Origin of the sequence: Gynurincola endophyticus (assembly GCF_003991195.1) — a bacterium.
Lineage (GTDB): Bacteria > Bacteroidota > Bacteroidia > Chitinophagales > Chitinophagaceae > Gynurincola > Gynurincola endophyticus.
Window position 1 is genome coordinate 37501 of the sequence record NZ_RCWL01000008.1, and the last position, 20206, is coordinate 57706.

Consider the following 20206-nt stretch of genomic DNA (forward strand, 5'->3'; position numbering starts at 1 on the left):
AAACGGATTTAATATAAATAAAAGCAAAAATAGAAAAGAAACGGCGGCTGGCATAATTTTCATGCTTATCTGAAATCAGAGAACTATCGGAATCGTTGTTATTGATTCAATTATATATAGGTGCAGATCATATTTGTTTAATAACAAAAAAAGTGTTATTTTATTAGAATAAGCCTTTCCTTTTTTATTTCCATTAATACAATAAAAAATCCCCTGATGATTACAGCTCATCAGGGGATTTTTAAATTCAAATAAAAGAATTCCTACCACATTTTTTTACCGTCGTAGTATTCTAATATTTTTGTTCTTAACAGTAAAGTATATTTTGTAATAATCAGGTTACTGTTTACCCGGTCAAGATTGTTCTTGGTGGTAAGGTAATCGATCGAAGTACCTACACCTTCATTAAAGCGTGCTGTAGCTGCGCTAAATGAAGTTTCATATGCTTTGACCTGATTTTGCATAGCAGCAAATTCTTTCAGGCTGGTTTTCTGATTTTCCCAGGCTTGTTCTACTTCTAACTGCAAAGCTGTTTTTACTGCCTGGGTTTGTAGTTTTGCGTCTTTCAGATCTATTTTAGCCAATCTTACATTGTTTCGTAATGCGAAGTTATTGAACAAAGGAATTTGTAAACTTACAAACAGGTTAGTATAACGGTTGTTTTTGATCTGATCAAAATATGGAATTTTTACAGACTCATAGTTGTTATAGCTTTTGTAAACATTGTACTGAGTTCCTCCAACGTTTACATATTCGTTTGAGGCGCGTATATCCGTACCGGTTAATACACTGTTAGCCGCGATACTTGAATAGTTGGTATTGATATTGGCACCGAATCGAAGGGTAGGCCATAATTTTCCTTTTTCTGATTTTACAAACCATTCGGTACTTTTTTCGCGTAATTCGGCAGCTTTAACATTTGGCAGTGTTTGCAATGACAAGTCATACATTTCTCTGGCGGTAGATGCTGTACCGAACCCGTTTACATCAGTGTTCATTTTCTCTACTTCAAAGTCGCTGGTGTAAGGAATGTTCAATATTTTACAAAGGTTAATTTTTGCTGTTTTAATATTGTTTTCAGTATTGATAATGGTAATTTCGTCATTCAGGTATTGTCCTTTCACATCTGACAGTTCAGATGGTTTAATGGCTCCTGATACGTCCATTGATTCCATTCTTTTTAATTGCTCGCTGCTGACTGCTAACTGATTTTTTGCCTGATCGAGCAATTCTTCATTTGTTAAAACCTGTAAATAGGCAAGTATAACGGTTAAAGCGATATTGTCTTTTTGTTCTTCCACACTTTGTTCTGCAGCTTCCCAACTTAAAACACGTTGTTTAATGCTGCTTTGCAAACTGAAGCCGTTGAACAATGTAAGGCCTGTACCGATACCGATACCGGTGGAGTTAATTTCCTGTGTGGTATAACTGTTTGTAAAAGGGTCAATACTTCTACCCAGGTTTAAACCCTGGCTCACACTGGTGCTTACAGAAGGCAGCAGGTCAAGTTTAGACTGTTGCCAATAGATTTTGTTTTTCTCCTGCTGAAATCTTCTTTGATTTACAGAGAGGTTCTTTTTGATGGCTGTATCAATACATTGTTTCAGGCTATAAACATTTTGTGCCTGTAATTGTGTTGATAGGATGATAAAGAGAACCAGTAATTTATAGCGGCTACTAATTTTGTTTTTCATTTGTCAGGGCTGGTTTAGTGTCTGTTTACAATTCTTCCGTCTAATAATTCGATGACTTTACTTCCGTAAGTAGCATTTTTTTCAGAGTGTGTTACCTGAATAATGGTAACGCCTTCTTTATTTAATTGCTTAAAGAGTTCCATGATTTCTTCACCTTGTTTCGAATTCAGGTTGCCGGTTGGCTCGTCTGCAAGAATTAATTGCGGTTGTGCCACCAATGCTCTGGCAATGCCCACCAGTTGCTGTTGCCCGCCTGATAATTGTGCCGGAAATAAGTCTTTTTTTCCTACAATATTAAACCTGTCGAGTATATCGGCTACTCTGGCCTTTCTTTCAGATGATTTCAGGTCTTGGTATAATAATGGGGTTTCGATATTTTCATACACGGTTAATTCATCAATCAGATGATAGGCCTGAAATACAAAACCGATATGTTTTTTATACAAAGCCGATTTTTGTTTTTCTTTTAACTGGTGTACGGGTTCGCCCTGAAAAGTATATTTACCTTCATCGAACCCGTCGAGCATTCCGATTACATTCAACAAAGTAGACTTTCCTGAGCCTGATGGTCCCATAATAGAAACAAATTCTCCTTTCTCAATTTCCAGGTTGATATCCTGCAGTAAGAATACACGGTTTGCTCCGCTGTTCACCCACTTGAAGATTTTTTCTAACTGTATCATAATTCTATATTGATTCTTTATCAGTAATTAGCTGAATATTATTTTAAATGATTGTATTATTCGGAACGTAAACTTTTTACCGGATTGATGAGCGCCGATTTTATTGCCTGATAACCTGTTGTGATCATTATGATTGTAAAGGCAGCTAAGCCGGCTACAGCAAACATCCACCATTCTATTGGTATTTTGTAGGCGAAATCTTCCAGCCACTTGCTCATTAACCACCATGAAACAGGAATAGCTATAATGAAAGCAATAAACAAAATCATTACATACTCTTTTAGCAGCAGTGATACAATGGTATTGCCGGAAGCGCCTAATACTTTTCTGATACCTATTTCTTTCACTCGTCTTTGTACAGCATATAAAATGGCTGCATATAATCCGAGGCAGGTAATGATAATAGCAACGCCGGTAAATATTTTACTCAGGCGTTGAAATTTTACTTCACTTTTGAACAGTGTTTCAAAGTCGGTATCCAGGAAGCTGTAAGTCATCGGTTGTGCCGGATTGATTTCGCTCCATATCTTTTGTATTTTTTCAATTCCTGATTCAACATTTAATGGGTGCATTCTGACCAGAATATTACTTTTATACTGGCTACCCAATCCCAGAACAGCCGGATTAATTTCAGAGCGGATATTACTCATCTGAAAGTTTTGAACAACTCCGATTACTTCTCTTTCTGTTCCGAAAAAATCAATTTTTTGCCCCAGCGGTTCTTGCCAGTTTTTAGCCAGCACCATGGCTTCATTAACGATGATGCTGTTTGTATCGGTACCGGTAAAATCACGTCCTGAAATTATATTCATCCCAAGGGTCTGAATATAATCCTGATCAACAGTAAAATCGCTCCGGTAATAAGGCGATTCAATGTTATCTACAAAAAAGCTGATACCGCCACCTAAAGGAGTACTCATGCTGATACTCGCAGACGATACTTCTTTCAGGTTTATAATCTGTTGTTTTGTTAATTCGGTATTTGCCTGTCTGAAGTTTGGAGATTTTAATATTATTACCTGTTCTTTATTAAACCCCAGCCGGTCATTACCCAGGTGTTTCATTTGTTTATTTACAACAATCACCACCATCAGTAAAATAATAACAATTGCATTTTGTATTACCATCAATGGTTTTCTGAAAACCAATTTGGTTTTTGCTGGCGTTATCTGTTTGTTTACTAAAGAAATCGGTTTGAATTTAGATACCAGCAGAGCCGGATAAGCAGATGAAATTAATATTACTATAAAGGTTAAACCTGCCAGTATCAATAAATTGTTTGTACTGATCAAAAAAGCCGCACTGAGTGAACTTTCCATCACCTGATTAATATCATCAATGAGAATGAGTGAAAAAAGAATAGCTGATATGGCAGAGATGAAACACAGGATAGCACACTCGGTTACCGGTTGTATAATCGACTCCAGTTTAGAGGAACCCAATATTTTTGAAATGCCTATATTTTGTTTTCTATTATAAATGTCAGCGATTGATAAGCTGATACAATTAAAAGTGGTGGATAAAACAATGACCAATCCGATTACAGCGAATAAATAGAGATATCTGATATCTATTGAGTTTGGAGATACCAATATATTGCTGGAGTATAAATGGATGTCTTGAAGTGGCTGTAATGAAAATACAGGAGCTTCAGATACCCACCAGATTTTACTTTTTATGGATGTATTTATTTTTTTGACTACCTGCAGGGGATCTGAATTTTTTGAAAGACTCAGATACAGATGACCTTGCTGGCTCCACGGATCTTCCAGGTTTTTCAGGGTCTGAATGGCACCCACCATCGTGAATTGTAAATGATTGTTTGATGGAATATCATCAAATACACCTGTGATGGTCAGTGTTTCTTTGTCTACCTGAATGGTTCTGTTAATAATATTAGTAGTGCCAAAATATTTTTTTGCTGCTGTTTTGGCAATGATAACTGAACCCGGTGCTTCCAATGCTGTTTTTTTGTGGCCTTCTATCAGTTGAATGTCAAATATATTCAGAATACCGGCATCCGACCATATAAATCCTTTTTCAATAGATAATTCATTTTCGTTGCCAACGGTTATTTGCTGATATGCTTTTACTCTGACGATATCTTTCACTTCAGGAATTTCTTCGAGAATGAATTTTCTGACAGGAAGATAGGTCATGGCGGATTGCATTTTATCTTTTGTACCGGTGTTTACATCATTGGAAATTATCCGGTAAGTGTTTTCTTTGTCAGGATGATTTTGATCAAAGGAATATTCATGCAAAACATAACTGGCAATACAGAATACACAAATAAATCCTACCGTCAAACCAATAATGTTTAACAGGCTGTTGGTTTTATTCCTGATTAAATGTCTTATCGCTTTTTTTATAGTGATTGATAGTTTCATGTATTCTGTATTAACCGGGTGAGTGTAGGTTGGTTTTTATTCGTCTCGTAAGCTTTTAACAGGATTACTGGTGGCTGCTTTGAGTGAACGGATGCTGATCGTTAACCATGCAATTCCGATCGAAGCAATTGCTGCCACTAAGAAAATTGTCCAGCTGATGGTTATTTTAGTAGCAAAAATAGTCAGCCACTCTTTTGATATCCACCACGCTACCGGAATAGAGATTGCCAGTGCTACAATAATCAGTAAAGTAATTTCTTTAGAGAAGAGATATAAGATACTTCCTACTGAAGCACCCAGTACTTTTCTGATACCAACTTCTTTTCTTTTTTGAACCGTGGTAAAAGATATTAATCCATACAGTCCTAAACACGACAGGAATATGGCAATGCCCGAGAAAATTTTATATAATAATGTCAACTGATCTTCCTGCTGATAAAATCTGGTAATACGTTCATCTAACCAGTAATCATTGGCTACGTATTCGGGAAATATTTTATTCCATTCGGCGATTACTGCATTCTTGGTAGCCGGAAGGTTATTGCTGCTGATTTTGAGGGCTGCATTTCTGTATGATCTTTTAACAGGCCCTAATAATAGTGGTTTGATATTTTCTTTCAGTGTGTTGGTGGTAAAGTCTTTTACAACGCCGGTAATGGTAAGCCATCTGCTTCCACCCATTCTGATATTTTTTCCGATTACTTCTTCTGCAGAATTTAGCCCTAACATTTTTACCAATGTTTCGTTCACTACTACTGCTTTGGCTGAATCATTCGCATTGTAAGCACGTCCTGCTACAAAATCAATCTGAAAGGTGGAGAAATAGTTTTCGTCTGCGCTTTTATAATACAGTGAAAATTTCTCATCAGGTTTATGGTCAAATGCAAAGTTGGTAGAACTATTGCTTTGTGAGGATGGTACATCGCTGTTAAAGCTGATAGATTGTACTCCGGGTATTTTTTCCAGTTCATGTTTATAAGCCGGTTGTCTGGATAAAACAGCACTGTCGGCTTTAGTATATACTACAAGAATAGCTTCTTTATTAAAGCCCAGGTCGCTTTTCTTAATCATATTCATTTGCAAAACAGCAATCAGTGTTCCGATAATCAGTACTTGCGAAATGACAAACTGAAGCACTACCAGTCCTCTTCGCATACCGGCTTTACCGGCTGCTTTTTGTTTTCCTTTTAGTGCACTTACCGGTTTAAATCCTGCAATTACAAATGCCGGATAGCTTCCTGCAATAAAGGAAACAATCACACCGGTTAGTAAGAGATAAACAATGTTGTTTATGGTGAATAGGGGCAGTTTTTCGGTAATTCCTACCAGCGTTTCAATATGTGGTAATACCGGTTTTACCAGTAATAAGGCAATGATAATACTACATAGAACGATCAGACTGGTTTCACTTAATAGTTGCCAGAAGATATTGAAACGGTGGCTTCCTAATACTTTTCTGATACCGATTTCCTTTGAACGGTTAACAGCCTGCGCTGTTGATAAGTTAATGAAATTGATACAGGCCATTACTAAAATAAATACACCGATCAGAGACAGCATCATCAGGGTATTTTTGCTAATAGTATAGTCGCCGAAGGTACCGTAACGCTCTTCGTAATGCATTTCTTTTAAGGGTAATAAAAGGTGCTCTCTTTTTTCCTGTTGGTCAATTTCATTATAACGCGGAGTGCTGACAGCGTTTAATTTTTGAGCTATATCTGCTACACTTGTGCCAACAGGAATTGACATGTAGAGATGGTTGTCGCTGCTATTGCTGCCCCATTGGTCAGTATAACCGAAAATTTTCGGATTGTTTTTATAAGTAGCGTAAGATATAAGATAATATAAAGGGAAATCACTGTTGAGTGGAATGTCTTCTAAAACTCCTCCGATATTTGCTGTAACCTGGTTGTTGATGTGAATGGTTTTATTTAATGCATTCTGCCAGCTGGAAAAATGTTTTTCAGCTTCTTTTTTAGTCAATACAATTGTATTCGGTTCATTCAGTATCTCAGGTGATCCACTCAACCATTTAAACTGAAGTACATTAAATAATTCAGCATCTGTAAAATAAATATCCTGCATGAATTTTTTATCGGGGTGGATGGTACCGTTTTCATCAGGTAAACTTATCTGACAGCCACCATTTCCGATCAGCGGAGCAATTTTTACCTCCGGTACACCCAGCCTGAATGCTTCCAGTGCCGGAAGAGGTACGCCGGGAGTATAATCCTCTCCACCTTCATCTACACTCTTGGTTACAATCTGATAAATGTTCTCTTTGTTAGGAAAAAACTGATTATAACTTAATTCATAGCTGACTACCATGTATAATAGCAGACTGGCTGCAATTCCAACGGATAGTCCACCGATATTAATCAGTGAAAAAGATTTGTTGCGGACCAGATTCCGCCAGGCAATTTTAAAGTGATTCGAAACCATATCTTTTATTTGTAACTAATAGAATATAAAATATTAATAACGTTTATTCGTCTCTTAAACTATTAACAGGCTTCGCCATTGCAGCTTTTACAGATTGCATTGCGATGGTTAAGAAGGCTATTAAAATGGCTACAATTGCTGATAAGGCAAACATCCACCATTCCAGTTTAATACGGTAAGAGAAGTCGCTTAGCCAGCTGTTCATTGCAAACCAGGCTAACGGGATGGCCAGTAAGCTGGCAATAAAAACCATTTTGATAAAATCTTTGCTTAAAATTCCTACAATATTGCTGATTGAAGATCCCAGCACCTTGCGGATACCGATTTCTTTTGCACGTATAATGATACTGTAAGAAGATAATCCGAATAAGCCCAATGATGCCAGTGCGATAGCGATAGATGCGAATATGAGAATGATAGTACCGGTTCTTTTTTCTGTGCTATACATTTTTTCGAACTGCTCATCCAGGAAATTGTATTTGAAGGGGCGATGTGGCGCTACTTCACTCCATACTTTCTGAATATGAGCCAGAGTCTGGTCTACATTAGCTGTATTCATTTTTACCATAATTATATTGTACCATCCCTCAGGGAATAATACCAGCGGGGTAATTTCATGGTGAATTGATTGAAAATGGAAATCTTTAACAACTCCTTTCACTCTTCCGTTTCTTTCACCCATCAACAATGGTTTATTAACGGCTTCTTCTGCAGTCCAACCTAATTTTTGAGCTGCACTTTCATTGAGGATGAAATTATAAAAAGCTTCTTCTTCATTTTTATTAACAGCATCTATATCCTGTAAAGTAAGATTTTCACCTGCTACAAGTGTGAGGCCGCTTGCCTGTAGAAACTCTTCATCAATAGGAGTGGCTGTTACAGAGATCTGCTCATCCAGATCACGGCGGCGTTGTATATTGTAACCGCCTACAATATTAATTGGTGTATTAACAGTGGCAGATACGTATTGAATATTATTATTCTTTTTCAGTTCGGTTTTGAATACTGCCAGCTTGTTGTTAATGGTATTGTCTGATGGTAATACCAATATCTGTTCCTTGTTATATCCCATTTCTTTATTCTGTATATAACTCAGTTGCTGATACATGATTACAGTGGCACATATCAGAAAAGCAGAAATTGTAAACTGGAAGGTGGTTAAACCTTTTCGAAGTGTCATTCCCGAACGGGTGTTTTTATAGGCTCCTTTTAAAATTCTGACCGGTAAGAAGTTTGCCAGTACCATTGCCGGATAAATACCCGCCAGTAATGTAATGGTGACAATAATCAGAATACCGGCAAGAATGGTAGCCGGGTTCAATGCTTCTAGTAACGAGATCTGAATACCCGCCAGATAGTTGAAAGACGGTAAGGTCAACATGGTTAGGCCAATACTTGCTATCAGTGCCAAACAAGACAATAAGAATGATTCTGCAATAAACTGCCAGAATACCTGTTGTTTGGTAGCCCCTGCCACCTTTCTGATGCCAACTTCTTTTGCACGTTCCATAGAACGTACGGTGCTAAGGTTAATATAAGTAGAGCTGGCAATAATCAACATTAAAATAGCGATACCCGCAGTGATATAGATATATTTAATATTACTGTTGGCTTCAATTCCCGGATAAGGAGAGTGAAGATGGATGTCAAGAAACGGTTCCAGTTCGTATCTGATAGTTACATTCTGCATTTCTTTTGTTTCCTGCATCATGAACCGGTTGATCTTATCCTGTAAGGCAGCTAATCCGCCCGGTTGTTTTAATAACAGGTAAGTCGTATAGTTTGCATTCCAGTAAGTATCCTCCCGCGCATTTTTCATGTTTTGGAAAGAGGCCAGCACGTTGTATTTAACCTGTGAATTCTGAGGGCAGTCTTCACTGATACCGGTTACTTCATATTCGGTTTGCGCAATGCCCAGTTTTAAGGTTTTACCGATAGGATTTTCGTTACCGAAGTATTTTTTTGCAGAAGAACGGGTTAAAACTATTTTATTGGTACCGTTTAAAACATCATTCGGGTTACCTTCTATCAGTTTGAAACCTGAAAGTACATTGAAAAAGCTGGAGTCAACAAAAACAAAATTGTCTTCTTCGTAAGTGTTTTCTTTTGCATAGATCAGTATCGTCTGGTTAAAAACCCTTGTACCGGATTCAACTTCCGGAAATTCGTTTTTGAAAACAGGTAAAACCCGGGCACTGGTGTAATTACCTTTGTTAAAAGTACCATCGCCAAAACTGTATTCCATGATGACGCGGGCAATTCTATCACCTTTGTTCTGAAACTTGTCATAGCTTAATTCTGACTTAATGTATATGAACATTAACAAACAGGCGGTTAAACCGATGCTGAGCCCGATAATATTAATCAAAAACACCAGTTTGTTTTTGGTAACATTCCTCCAGGCTATTTTTATATAATTTTTAAACATAGTGAAGTGTTTAAATTCGTTTATGATTGATCAATACATTCATTCTAATCAAATAGTGTTATTCATCACGTAAGCTGTTCACCGGATTTACTATTGCTGCTTTTACAGCCTGCACACTTACGGTAACAAAAGCTATGATGATGGCTAATCCTCCGGCCATTAAAAAAGTCCATATCGTAACGGGTACTTTATAGATAAACTCTTCCAGCCATTTATTCATAGCCCACCAGGCGATAGGAGATGCAATCACAATGGCAATGATCACCAGCTTTACAAAATCTTTTGATAGTAAACCTACAATACTGCTTACAGAGGCTCCCAATACTTTTCTTACCCCGATTTCTTTTGTTCTCTGAAAAGCAGTCAGTGTAGCTAAACCAAAAAGACCTAAACAACCGATGAATATAGATATGAAAGTAGCTACATTTATAAGCGTTGATAATCTCTGATCTTCTTTGTATAAGGCTTCAATCGTTTCGTCGTAAAAACGGTATTCAAAATATTTTTCAGAATAAAACTTTGTCCAGGTGGCTTTAATAGCTTCAATGGTTTGTGGCCATTGTTCACTGTTACTGCTCAATTTGATATTAAACATTTGCCGTGGCTGATCTCCCTGCATTAATACCAGTGGTTTGATTTCCTTATAGAAGTTTTCCTGATGAAAATCTTTAACAACTCCAGCTATTGAATAGAGTTCGTCTGAACGTTTAATTGTTTTTCCGACTGCTTCTTCGGGAGATGATATACCATATTCTTTCACTGCAGTTTCATTCAGGATAACCTTTTTGGAAGAGTCGCCGGCTACAAAGTCTTTTCCTGCTACTAAAGGCATCTGATAAAAACTCAGATAATTATGATCCACCATTTTAATCTGTAATTGGCGGCTCACCGGATCTGTACCCTCTGCCGGTGTATATATATACGGACTGCTCGAATATCCCATTCTTAAAGGAGACTCTGAAAAACTTAAATTGGTGACACCCGGTAGCTTTTGTAACTCTTCCAGCAATACTTTTTGCTTACCCACAAAACCGGCTTTGGAAGTCATGTTAAACGGATGATCAACGAGCAATACTGCGTCTTTATTAAAACCAAGGTCTTTTTTGATGGTATATTTCAATTGTTGCCCGACAATAATTGCTCCAATGATAAAGCATTGGGCGATGGTATACTGAAATATGAAAAGTCCTTTTCTTACATTAAACCTGCTTTTACCGCTTTTTTGAGATAAACCGTTTTTGATACTTTGTATCGGATTTACTCTCGTCATTTGTATTGCCGGGTAAGCTCCTGAACTTACAATAGTTGCTATCAATATACCTCCCAATATCAGAAGGGTATTGGTATGAAATTGAAAGTTAACGGCATCCTGTGGAATCATATCGCTTAACAGCAGAAAGGAGAAGTGTACCAGCACGAATGATAAAAGTGCTCCGATCAGTACTACAATAATGGTTTCAGAAAATATCTGCATCAGCAGACTTTTATTATTGCTGCCCAATGTTTTTCTGATACCTATTTCTTTTCCTCTTTGCGGAATCTGAGCAGTACTCAGATTTATATAGTTGATACAGGCAAGAAATAAGATGAATATGGCAGTTCCGATCAATCCGAATAATACAGTTTTGCTGGTTTTTTTCACCTGCCATTCGTTAACATAGGTAGCAAAGTGCATTTCCGACAGCGGAATCATACTAAACCATCTCACAAATTCATATGTCGGGTTTCTTTCCTGTTTAAAATCCTGCCATTTCTGATCGCTGAGCTGTTGAATTTGTTTCAGAATAGTCGCCGGATTTTTATCATTCTCAGCAATGATATACAATCTGTCAGATGAATTCGTGTTGGTCCATTCAACCAAAGGATATGCAATTGGTTGAAGATATAGTATTTCCTGTGCAGTAAACTCTGACGGAAAATGCAGATCTTCTACAATACCACTGATGGTTTTTATTGCATCTTCTTCGTAAGTAATTGTTTTGCCGATTAATTGCCCGGGAGTAAGCCCCGGGAAATAACTGTTTGCTCTGGATTGGGTTAATACCACTGATTCAGGTTGCTGAAAGGCAGTGCGGGCATTTCCTGCCAACCATTTATAGGGTACCATTTCAAAGTAAGAACTATCGGTTGCAATGATATCTTCCGGTTCTTCTACTTCGATTAATTCTTTACCATTATCTACTTTTACAGATGAAATCCATTGTCCGTATACAGGTACTACCGCTTTTACACCTGTTACATTTTCACGTACACCCTGATAAAACGGAGCAGAAACACCACCATAGATAGTTTCTTTATTATCGAACATTTTTCCAGTCACTAAACGGTAGGTATTTTCCCGTTCAGGAATGGCTGACTCAAAGTTGAATTCGTATCGGACGATACTTAATATAACCCAACAGGTACAGATACCTATTGCCAGACCTGCAATATTTAAGGCTGTGAAAAGTTTATGTTTCCACAAATACCTGAAAGCTGTTTTAAAGCTGAGTTTTATCATAAAATGCTATTAATCGTTTGTATGATTATTCGTCTCTTAAACTTTTTACCGGATTGGCGATAGCTGCTTTAATAGATTGAAAACTTACTGTGAACAATGTTATTAAAATGGCTATCAGGGCTACTAAGGCAAAAATCCACCACTCAATGGAGATTTTATAAGAATAATCAGCCAGCCATTGGTGCATGATATACCAGGCAATAGGAGTAGCTATTACAAAAGAGATTAACACCAGCGTTAAAAACTCTCTTGATAAAAGGCTGGTTACTTCAAAAACAGAAGCACCCAATACTTTTCTGATGCCGATTTCTTTTACCCTGTTTTCTGCCATGTAAGTAGCCAGACCGAATAAACCTAAACAAGAAATGAAAATGGTGAGTCCTGCAAACAATACTACCAGTTTTCCGGTTCTTTCAATTCCTTTGAATTTAGTGGCGTAATTTTCATCGGCAAATACATAATTCGCAGGATATTCAGGGTTATACTTTGCAAGTACTTCTTTTAGTATTTTCAGATTTTCAATATTGTTATTTGCCGGATTGAGTTTGAAGTGCGCTACATTCGGCCAGTAATATATAGGGCCGGCAATCATCATTGGTGTTATTTTTTCCTGGAAAGGTGATTCTATAATAAAATCTTTAATAACTCCAACGATAGTCATCTGAGCGTCTCCGCCTACGAAACCTACTTTTTGTCCGATCGGATCTTCTAATCTCATGGCTTTCACTGCAGATTCATTCAGTATCAGTGCTGAGCTGTCAGATGGATACTGATATACATCAATATCTCTTCCCTGTATCAGTTCAAGGCCCATTGTTTTTACAAAGTCAGCATCAGTACCTAAACGAAGGAATAATTCTTTCTCATCTTCTTTGGTACTGCCACTCCATTTAAAACCCCATGAGTCACTCCATCTCTGGGTAATAGGGCTTTGGTTCATGGTGGCTGATAAAATTGCTCCTCTGCTTATTAAATCGTTTTTGATAGCAGAAAAATGTTTCTTTACATCTCCTTCATTAAAAATGTAAACAAGATCTTTTCTGTCGTAACCGGCTTCTCTTTCCAATCCGAATCTGATTTGTTTAGAAATAATGATGGTGGAAGTGATCAGGATAATTGCAAAGGTGAACTGAATCGTTACCAGTACTTTTCTTGGAGTAAAAGGTGCTTTTACTTTTTTGTAAGTGCCTTTTAATACTTTTACCGGGTTAAATGATGAAAGATAGAAAGAAGGGTAACTGCCGGCTATCAGTCCGGTTAGTAAAATAAAGGCTATTGAATATAACCAGAAGTTAATGGTTTTGAAAGGAATAAATAGTTCTTTTCCTACCAGCGTATTGAATCCGGATAGTACGATTGTTACAAGTAACAATGCGAGTATGAAAGAGATTATACTCAAAAGAATACTTTCTCCTAAAAATTGAAGTACAAGTGATGTTTTGGTTACGCCCACCACTTTTCTTATACCCACTTCTTTAGCACGCTTTTCACTTCTTGCCGTACTCAGGTTCATGAAGTTGATACAGGCAATTAAAAGAATAAATGCACCGATTACAGAAAACAACCGCACCATTACCAGATTGCCCGCTACTAATTTTCCATTATCATTTTTACCGTAGAGGTATAATTTTTCAAGCGGATGGCTAAATACCTCAATGGTAGAAGGGTTCGCCGATTCTTTAGTATGATCGATGGTAATCGTTCTGACTTTGCTGTCGAAAGTACTGTGCAGCGATGGGTCTTTGAGTAATACGTATGTTCTTAGAGAGTTATTCGTCCAGCTTTCACTCATATTACCTATTACTTTCTGGTAACTGAATGGCAGTAAGTAGTCAAATCTAAAAATAGTATTGTTAGGAAGATCTTTCAGAACACCTGTAACAATAAAATTATGAACACTGTCTAAGATCAGGCTCTTACCCATCGGATCTTCATTCCCAAACATCGATTTTGCAAATTTTTCAGTTAATACGATGTCATAAGTATTGTTCAGTGCTATCTCTTTATTTCCTTGCATTAAAGGGAAGCTGAATATTTTCAGGAAGCCGCTGTCTACAAAAGCAGCTTGTCCGTTTATCTTTTTATCACCCAGCTTTACCAGAAAGGTAGAATTCGTGAATCTGCTCATGTCTTCTACTTCAGGATAATCTGTTTTGAGTGTTGGCCCCATCACCTGAGGAGTGCTGTTCCATGCCCAGATTTCTCCGCTGGTAGATTTGTCTTTGTTATACATTACAAAGATGCGGTTTCCTTTTTCATGGAAACGTTCTATACTCAATTCATTCTGTATCCATAAAAAAATGAGTATCGCTGATGCCATACCAATAGATAAGCCGACTATATTCAACAGGCTGTATCCTTTTGTTTTCCATAAATTTCTAAAAGCAATTTTCAAATAATTCTTAAACATGGCTATACTTTTTTATTCGTCTCTAAGACTTTTAATGGGGTTTGCGATGGCTGTTTTGATAGTTTGTGCACTAACGGTCACTAAGGTTAATGCAAGGGCTATCGAACCTCCTAATGCAAACATCCACCATTGAATAGAGGTTTTGTAGGCGAAATTGTTCAACCATTGCTGCATTGCCCACCAGGCTATTGGGGTGGCGATTACTACAGCAATGAAAACTAATTTTATAAAGTCAACTGATAATATTTTTACAATATTCTGAACAGAAGCTCCCAGTACTTTTCTGATTCCTATTTCTTTTACACGTTGTTCTGTTTGATTGATAATCATACCCAATACCCCCAAACAGGATAACAGCAGCATTACCACACTAAACAGGATAATAAGCGTTTGTTGTTTGTCTTCTGCTTTATATAGCTGATCAACTTTGTCTTTTAAGTAGTTTGTTTCAATCACTTTTTCAGGAAACATTCCGGCTGCAATTTTTTGTATGGCTGCCGCTGTTTGGTGAACTTTACCCGTTTCTGCTCTTACAAATACATTTGAGCTGAAGGATGGATCCAATAATATAATAGACGGTGTTATAGCTTTGTGCAGTGACTCCAGGTGAAGGTCTTCTATAATGCCTACCGGATTATAATCAGTACCCGTAATTAACTGATCAACCTCCGTCACACCAAGAATTTTTGCCGTACTCCGGGTGATAAGTATATTCTCCTGATGTGGGGTAGAGGATTTTTTTTCTTTTTGATCATCTGACTGGTTGAGTAATGCCCTATTATCAGAAGTGACGTTTCTATCTATTCCAAATGTTTCATTCGACAATCTTCCTTTTATTAATTTGGCACCGATTGCTTCTGCAAAATCAAGATTGGCAACTACCACATCCAGTGCAATGGTTTCTGCCGGATTGATCAGACTCTTCATTGTTATTCTGCCGGCACTTTTATTGTCAGGCCCCCAAACAGAAGTACCCACATGTTTGATACCGGGTACTTTGAGAAGCTCGTTCTTAAACCCTGCATATTGATCACCCCAACCAATTTCGTTGATCATCAGAATGTCATCTTTCTCATAACCGAGATCTTTATTGTTGATGAGAGATAACTGACTATTAATGACGGTTAATGAAATGATCACAATGATGGTAAGGCTGAATTGCGTCACTACTAATGACTTTCTTAAACTTTCTCCTTTCCACAGATCGTTTTTGAAGAATTTGTTTTTCAGGCTTTGAGACGGTGTTACACCAGATATTACCCATGCCGGATAAATTCCGATCAGCATACTCAGAACAATGGTTGCTGCTACTACTACTGCCAATAAATGAAGATTTGAAAAAAGTGTGATCGTCAGACTATGTTCAATAAAACCTTCAATAGTTGGTAACAAATAGAGGTATCCCGCAATAGATATCGTAATGGCTGCTGCAAAGAATAAGACTGATTCTAACAGATACTGTTGAATCAACTGTTTTCGGCCGGCACCTAATATTTTTCTGATGCCTGTTTCTTTTGTACGTTGAAATATTTTGGCTGTACTCAGATTGATGAAGTTAATACAGGCAATTGTCAGCATGAAAATGCCGACAATTCCAAGAATGTAGAGATTACTTTTATTACTTTTTATGGTAGCGGTTTCATCAGCATCTGAATTCAGGTATACTTTTTCTATTGGTTGAAATGTATGATAGAATTCTTTAGTGGTAATGGCTGTTTTTTCACTGAAATAATCATTTACCTTTTTTGTGAAACTGGCCAGATCGGTAGCGGGTTTTAACTGGTAATAGATGATTTGTGAAAGAAAACGTTGGTCTGATGATAATGTAATGGCGCTGGGAGGTTGTAATAAAATGACTTCCGTTCTTAAATGAGTATTCGAAGGAATATCTTTTATAACCGCTTTAATCTGATATTGGGTTGATTTGTTTGACCATCTGGGTACATCATTCAGCACCATTCCCACGGGATCCAGTTCCTTAAAATATTTGTTTCTGAAACTTTCGGTAATAACGAGATTGTTGACACCATTGGTGTAAGGCAAAATACTTCCACTAATAGTTTCTAAACTGAACATTTTTTCAAATGCTGTGTCAGCTCTCAATAAGTTTACTTGTATGTGTTCGTTGGCAAAGTGAGGGTTTTGAAAAGCTATTTCCTGTTTAATGATACGGCTGTAAGCCTGTACTTCAGGAAAGTCTGCCAGAATACTATTCGCTAATCCGATAGAAGTAAAAGATTGTTGATATTCTACATTATTGATAACAGAAGTATTGTGGGCTTTAAATAAAGACCGGCTGTTAGGCCAATGTTTATCATAAGAAAGTTCATCAAGGATAACGGTAAAAACTACAATGAATGATAATAAACCAACGGACAAACCTATGATGTTCGTTGCCGTATAGAGTTTGTTTTTAAAACAACTTCTGATAATAATTTTAAAATTATTTTTAAACATAGGTCTGTCTCGTTTAGGTTTATACCAAAATATGAGGCTGTCTGGCTCTATTCTGTTAAAATTTATTCATCTCTGAGGCTATCTACCGGATTCGAACTGGCAGCTTTATACGATTGGAAGCTGACTGTTACAAGCGCAAAGGCCAATGCAATAAATCCGGCTAAAATAAAGATCCACCATTGAATATCTATTTTGAACACAAAACTTTCCAACCATTTATTCATCAGCCACCAGGCTAATGGAGAAGCCAGAACGATAGATAGTGCAATCAGTATCACGAATTCTTTTGAAAGCATTGACATAATTCCTGAAATGGAAGCGCCTAATACTTTTCTGATGCCGATTTCTTTAGCTCTCTGGTAGGCTGTAATGGTCGCTAATCCGAAGAGTCCTAAACAGCTGATCAGTATCGAAATACCGGTGGCCAGTTTTACCATAGAAGACATTTTGTATTCTTCCTGATAAATAGCTTCAATGGTTTTATCATAGAATTTATATTCCATATCAAAACCGGGATACAGTTTCTTCCACTCTTCATTCACCGATGCAATAATTGCCGGCCACTTGTCAGGATGTTCGCCCGGTAATTTTATGTTAACCGTATTTAATGAACGTTTGTGCATATACATTCCGGTCGGGAAAATCTTAGACTGAAATCCGAACTGGTGGAAGTCTTTTACCACGCCCACGATGGGATATGTTTTGTCTCCGCTTATATTTTTTACATACTTTCCGATCGCATTTTCCGGTGTTCCTAATCCGAATTTCGCCACAGCTTCTTCATTGATGATATATTCTCTTACCGAATCTGAATATTTGATATTTCTGCCTGCCACTAATGGCATATCATACAAGGAAAGGAACTGTTCATCAATGTATTTTATGTTTAACTGTGATTGTACCATTCCGGTATCGTTGTATATCTGCAGCAAATTACCCAGCATTGAGCTGCTCAATGGTTTGTCGCCCAGTGCTACCCCTTTTATGTCGGGGTTGGAGGCAAGAATGTCCTTCAATACAAACTGTTTGTCTTTAAAAGCTTCTTTTGAATAGGCTTCGTAAGGGATATCAATCGTTACAATGGCTTCTTTATTAAAACCTAAGTCTTTTGTCAGCGTAAATCTTAATTGCTGTCCTACAATCAGTGCACAAATAATGAAGAATTGTGCTACCAGAAACTGGAAAACGATCAGACCTTTTCTAAGATTGAATCTTTTAGGCTGCGCCTGTTTGCCCAGCTGGCCTTTCAAAATGTTAACTGTATTCACTCTGGTAATTAACCACGCAGGATAAATACCGGATATCAATGTGATGGTAATAATCAGCAGTAACAGAAAATAAACGAAACTCTGATAGTTTACAAAACCTTCAATGCCGGTAGGTAAGAAATCTTTTAATCCTTTGATGGCAAAGATGGATAGTACAACGGCCAGAACGGTTGCCATCAGTGTGATAAGCGCTGTTTCACGCATAAATGAACTGATGATATTCATGGGGCGGCTACCCAGTGTTTTTCTGATACCGATTTCTTTTGCACGTTGAGGAATCTGTGCTGTACTCAGGTTGATATAATTAATACAACCCAGTATTAACAGAAAACCTCCTACCCACATGAGCCCCGTTAATACTTTTTTATTGGCAGTGCGGGTATTAGACCCGAATTCAGTAGCAAAGTGTTTGTCTTTTAAAGGGTAAAATTCGTACCATGCTTTGAACTTGTATTTTTCAAAATCCTCTTTGTTCTTTTCTGACTGTATTTTGTTGATGTGTGACAGTACCAGGTCAGGCGCTACATTTTTTTGAAGTTTAACATACATGATGTTGTTGCTATTGAAAGAACCCCATTCGTCACTGGTCATGTCTGCTTTTGAAACCGGAACAAATTCTTCTGCCTCAAAGCTATTCAGATAAGGTAGTTCTTTCACAATACCTGAAATCTGTTTATTAACTGAGTCGTTAAATGTCAGTACTTTTCCCAGTAAAGATTCCGGTTGAGCGCCCGGGAAATAAAGGTTTGCTCTCTTTTCGGTGAGAACAATTTTATTCGGGTCGTCCAGTGCACTGGCAACATCTCCTGCCAGCCATTCATAACCCAACATTTTGAAAAAGTCAGGAGAAGTGGCAATTTGTTTTTCCGAAGGTTTGGCGGGGCTGGTAAATACACCCTGTTCATTTGCTATTTTAACGCTTTCGTTGTATTTGTAATACATTGGAGCAGTTAGTTCCAGCCCTGGTATATCATTCATAATAACAGGATACAGCGGTAGTTCAACGCCGGCGAAGCTGCCACTTCCTCTTTCTGATTCACTTCTGTTTACAACCTGATAAATTCTATCTCTGTCGGGTTGATGCTTATCATAACTATGTTCAAATACTACCATCCTGAAAATAATCCAGGCCGCTGCAATACCGATTGATAAACCCAGTACATTCAGAGAGGTAAACAATTTGTTCCTCCAGATCTGTCTGAATAATATAGTAAATTGATTTTTGAACATGATGTGGGTTTTAGAGTAAAATGTTTTCAGTAACGATCTGTCCATCCAGCATTCTGATAATCTTATGGCTGAAGTGTGCATCGTGCTCACTGTGTGTAACCATAATTACTGTTGTTCCGGCCTGGTTCAATTCTGTTAATAATTGCATTACCTCATTACCATTATTACTGTCAAGGTTACCTGTTGGCTCATCCGCAAGGATAAGTTTCGGTTTGTTGACTACTGCACGTGCTACTGCAACTCTTTGTTGCTGACCGCCTGACAGTTGTTGTGGAAAGTGATTTCTTCTGTGCATGATCTGCATTTGTTGTAATACTTCCTCCACTCTTTCTTTTCTTTCAGAAGCCTTTACTTTTGTATAAATCAACGGCAGCTCTACATTTTCATATACGGTTAATTCATCGATCAGGTTAAAGCTCTGGAAAACGAACCCGATATTTTTCTTTCTCAAAGCTGAACGTTTTCTTTCGTTATATTTTGATACATCGATGTTGTTGAAGAAGAAAGAACCGCCGTCACAATCATCGAGTAATCCGATAATATTCAGCAGGGTTGATTTACCACACCCGGAAGGGCCCATTACCGCAACAAACTCTCCTTCTTTTACCTCAAATGATATTTTGTTCAATACCAATGTTTCGATTTCTTCCGTGCGATATAATTTTTCGAGTTGTTGTATCTTAATCATTGTATGAATTATTAGT

At 37.5% G+C, this 20206-nt stretch carries 10 protein-coding genes; all 10 read right to left on the bottom strand.

What is annotated here, in order from left to right; all coding sequences use genetic code 11:
• Positions 1-263 precede the first annotated feature (263 nt).
• Positions 264-1694, bottom strand: a complete 1431-nt coding sequence (locus tag D9O48_RS14390; protein ID WP_126973681.1) for a TolC family protein — start codon at positions 1692-1694, stop codon at positions 264-266.
• A 14-nt stretch (positions 1695-1708) separates the two neighbouring features.
• A complete protein-coding gene (locus tag D9O48_RS14395) occupies positions 1709-2377 on the bottom strand; it encodes an ABC transporter ATP-binding protein (RefSeq protein WP_199750587.1) in 669 nt (222 codons plus the stop codon).
• A 56-nt stretch (positions 2378-2433) separates the two neighbouring features.
• Positions 2434-4767, bottom strand: coding sequence for an ABC transporter permease (locus D9O48_RS14400; RefSeq protein ID WP_126973683.1), 2334 nt, complete (start codon positions 4765-4767; stop codon positions 2434-2436).
• Between the two features lie 36 nt (positions 4768-4803).
• Positions 4804-7209 carry an ABC transporter permease gene (locus tag D9O48_RS14405; RefSeq protein ID WP_126973684.1) on the bottom strand — a complete coding sequence of 802 codons (2406 nt, stop codon included), beginning with the start codon at positions 7207-7209 and terminating at the stop codon, positions 4804-4806.
• 43 nt (positions 7210-7252) lie between these two features.
• A complete protein-coding gene (locus D9O48_RS14410) occupies positions 7253-9637 on the bottom strand; it encodes an ABC transporter permease (RefSeq protein WP_126973685.1) in 2385 nt (794 codons plus the stop codon).
• Positions 9638-9695: 58 nt separating this feature from the next.
• Positions 9696-12137 carry an ABC transporter permease gene (locus D9O48_RS14415; RefSeq protein WP_126973686.1) on the bottom strand — a complete coding sequence of 814 codons (2442 nt, stop codon included), beginning with the start codon at positions 12135-12137 and terminating at the stop codon, positions 9696-9698.
• Positions 12138-12162: 25 nt separating this feature from the next.
• A complete protein-coding gene (locus D9O48_RS14420; RefSeq protein ID WP_126973687.1) occupies positions 12163-14547 on the bottom strand; it encodes an ABC transporter permease in 2385 nt (794 codons plus the stop codon).
• Between the two features lie 12 nt (positions 14548-14559).
• Entirely contained in the window at positions 14560-17004 is a 2445-nt protein-coding gene (locus tag D9O48_RS14425) for an ABC transporter permease (protein WP_126973688.1), read from the bottom strand.
• A 62-nt stretch (positions 17005-17066) separates the two neighbouring features.
• On the bottom strand, positions 17067-19502 hold the full coding sequence (locus D9O48_RS14430; protein WP_126973689.1) for an ABC transporter permease: 2436 nt from the start codon (positions 19500-19502) through the stop codon (positions 17067-17069).
• 10 nt (positions 19503-19512) lie between these two features.
• Complete coding sequence (locus tag D9O48_RS14435; RefSeq protein ID WP_126973690.1) at positions 19513-20190, bottom strand: ABC transporter ATP-binding protein; 678 nt, start codon at positions 20188-20190, stop codon at positions 19513-19515.
• Between the last annotated feature and the right edge of the window lie 16 nt (positions 20191-20206).